Source organism: Arthrobacter agilis, assembly GCF_002953615.1.
Lineage (GTDB): Bacteria > Actinomycetota > Actinomycetes > Actinomycetales > Micrococcaceae > Arthrobacter_D > Arthrobacter_D agilis_B.
In genome coordinates this window covers 3,289,123-3,292,579 of record NZ_CP024915.1, presented here as the reverse complement: position 1 = coordinate 3,292,579, position 3,457 = coordinate 3,289,123, and the positions used below count along the sequence as shown (strand labels likewise).

Below are 3,457 nucleotides of genomic sequence, written 5' to 3'. Positions count from 1 at the left end.
CCCGCCGCGATCGCGGCTGTCGCCGCGAGCAGGACGACGCCCGTGGCCGCGGCCGCTGCCGTGCCCAGGCGGGCGCGGCGGCGTGCGGCGGTGCCGGTCCCGGCAGCCCTGTCGCGGGCGACGGCCCGGGCGGCGACGGCGGCCCGGGCGGCATCCGACGCCGGTGGGCCCGCCGGGCGCTCGGAGTCGCCGGTCCCGGGAACCGGCGTACCGCTCCCGTCGGGGCGGATCCCGCCCTGCTCGCCGGCTTCCGGGCTGTCCGTCGACTTTCCGTTCCCCGTGCGGGCCCGGTCCTGCGTGCCCTCCGCCGTGGTGTCGCGCCTGCGTCCCCGGATCACATCGGGCCTCTTCCACTCGTCACGGGCTGGGGGTCGTCGGCGTGCACGTCGTCCGTCCCGGCGTCCCATGCGTCGGTCCCGTCCGGGCGACGGCGGACACCCGGCTGCGGGCGTCCGCCACCCTGGGGACGGACGACGCGGGGCCGGGACGGGACGGGGATGGCCAGGAGCATCGTCAGGACGAGGACGACCGCCTGGACCGCCTCCACCCAGGGCCGGTACGGGCTGACGTACGAGACAGCCACCGCGCCGCCTGTCGTGGGAAGCACGAATGCCTGCCGCCAGCCCTCGGACGTCGCCTCGAGCCTGCGGCCGTCCAGCGTGGCCTGCCAGCCGGCATCCGCCTGCTCGGCGAGGACGAGCGTCCTGCCCTCGCCACCCGGGGGGATGCTCCCGGCGGCGTCCACCGCTCCGGACGCGACGACGGCCTCCGTCCGACCGTCGGCGGCGACCACCCGGACCCGGGCGGTGCGCTCGCCGGTGTCCTCCGTGCCGTCGTCGAGCGTCGCGGAGGACACGCGCCACAGCCGCCCTGCGTCCGTGTCACCGACCGCGGTGAGGCCGGGGACGGAGTCGATGCGGCTGCTGAGGAACTCCCCGGCCGTCTCGGGCTGCCGGAGGACCACGAACCCGACCCCTAGGTCGCGCAGGTCCGCCCGTGGATCGGCACCGGTGGCGCCCACGATGACGGCGGCCGTGGTGCGCAGGGTGCGTGCGGATCCGCTGTCGTCCAGCACCGCGCCACCGGGTCCCACCACGCGGGCGGCGTAGAGCGGATTGAGGTCGTCGAGGGTGGTGCCGGATCCGCGCATGAGTGCGGCGGTGACGTCGTCCTCGTCGTCGACGGTGATCACGAGCGTCCGGATCTGCTCCGGCCCCGTGCCGCGGTCGGCCGCCGTGGCCGGCAGCGGCCGCTCCGCGACGGGCCGCAGCCCGATACCGGTACCGAGGTCGGTGGTGGCGGGCGCATCCGCGGCCTCCTCGACGGGAGCGCCCGGGATCACCACGGGCTCGGCCGAGGCTGGGGGCGGGCTCGCCACGTCGGGAACGAGCCACAGTCCGAGGCCGACCAGCGGGCCGACCGCGAGGACGAGGCCGCCGGCGAACCCGGCGAGGCGCCGGCGCGGCGGGGCCGGCGCAACACCGGCGTGCTGCGCCCCGGGCATCCCCGAGAGGGCCGCGGCCAGCAGGCACAGCGACACGGCGGACACGAGCGGACCGGGGAACACCTGGATCAGGGCGGACGTGCCCACCGCGACGGGCATCAGCGGCAGAACGGCCGCGACGGCGAGCGCGAGGACCGCCACCAGCCAGGACGATCGCACCATCCGTCCGCGCCCGCGCGGGACGAACAACGCGAAGGCTGCAAGGACGAGGACCGGCCCGCCGATCACGACGGCGACGACGAGCGCCCAGGGACCTGCGCCGAGGAAGCCGGCCGCGGCAGGCGGGAGGAACGGATCGAAGGACACCGGGAAGCCAAGGAGCTGTTGCCAGGGAGCGCCCGGGTCGAAGGGAGCAGGCACCCCGGGATCGCCGAGGAATCCCCGCGGATCCTGCAGTGCGGACAGGGCGTAGGGCAGCTGGACCGCCAGGATCGGCAGCAGCGTCCACCAGAGCGTAAGGGTACGCCGCCGGCCGAGCGCCAGTGCGAGGAGCCCGCCGGGGATCACGACGGGGAGGAGGGACGGCGCGGACGCGCAGGCGACCGCGAGCACCAGGCCGGCGGCGGCCGCCGCCGTCCAGCTGCGCGTCCCACCGATGCCCGGAATGATGACGCCGTCCGGCAGGGGGCGCGCCGGGAGGGCACCTCCGACCGCCCGGACGACTCCGAGCAGGGCCAGGGGCAGCAGGATGTGGGCGATCAGCGCGCCGAGGCGCCCGCTGCCGAGGGCTACCTGCAGGGCCGGCGCCGCTCCCCAGAACAGTGCGGCCCACAGCCGCAGCCCGCGCGACCGGGTGAGGGCGCCCGCGGCGATCCATGCGGAGAGCCCTGCCAGGGGCAGGGCGCAGACCACGGTGACGACGACGGCGGTGTTCGCCGAACCGAACCCCAGGAGCGAGAGCAGCCACAGGACGTAGGCGAACGGCGACCCGTGGGCGGCGAATCCGGTACCGAGGCCTGTCCACCAGACCGTCGCACTGTCCCAGACCGCCCGTGGCGTCTCGGCCACCGGTACCAGTGCGCTGCCTGCCAGCGCCGCTGCCCCGACGAGCCGGTGCAGCCCGAGGAGGGCTGCAGCGAGGAGCAGCACCAGGGCGACCACGGCGCCGGCGCCGCCCCATGGACGGGCGGGCGGGGCGAGGGCCGCGAAGTCGTCGTCGTTGTTCCCGGACGGCACGTACTCCTCCGCCGGCGGGAACCCTTCCGGATCGGAGCCGCGCGACGTGAAGGCGTCCAGCACCGACTTCCGGTGGGACCAGACCTCGCGGCGGGAGGTGACGAGGGGCCGCACGATCGAGCGCGGGCGCCGGCGGCTCCGCGCGACGGAGCGGCGGGACCGCCACAGCTGCAGGGGGCGGGCCACCCCGGCGAGGCTGCCGAGCAGCTGGCCGGTGCCATGGCCGGGGTCCTTCGCCAGGAGTCCGAGGAGCAGGCGGGCGAATCCGCCCAGCACCGCGCCGACGGCGAGCAGGGGGACGTTCCACGGAGCGGCGTGCTTGAGCCTCAGGTACACCTCGGCGGCACGCGCGGCATGCGGCGTGGAGAGCGGATGCGGCCTCGATCCGGCGTGGCGGAGGACGGCGCCCGGGACCACCACCACGCGGTGGCCGGCCAGGCGGTTCCGCCAGCACAGGTCGACGTCGTCGCCCACGCCGTGAAGGGCCGGGTCGAAGCCGCCGAGGGCATCCCACACGTCGCGGCGCACGAGCATGCCGGCGGAGTTGACGGCGAACACGTCGCTCCGGGCGTCGTACTGGCCCTGGTCGTGCTCGTCCAGGTCGATGAGGGTCAGCCGCTCGGCCCACCTGCTGATGGAGAGCCCGACGTCCACGAGTTCGCGGCGGTCGTCCCAGGCCACCTGCTTCGTACCCGCCACGGTGACCGAGGGAGCACGCTCGACGGCGAGGAGCAGCTCGGCGAGCGCTTCCGGCTCGGGCGCGGAATCGTCGTGGAG

Annotated in this window: 1 protein-coding gene and 1 pseudogene; both read right to left on the bottom strand. The window is 76.0% G+C overall.

The genetic code is table 11. The features are described 5' to 3' along the window. A pseudogene (locus tag CVO76_RS16125) lies at positions 1-338 on the bottom strand (hypothetical protein); the annotation flags it as partial. Further along, positions 335-3,457: glycosyltransferase (locus CVO76_RS16120; RefSeq protein ID WP_208740111.1), on the bottom strand; the 3,123-nt coding region annotated here is incomplete at its 5' end. The pseudogene CVO76_RS16125 and the gene CVO76_RS16120, both read right to left, overlap by 4 nt.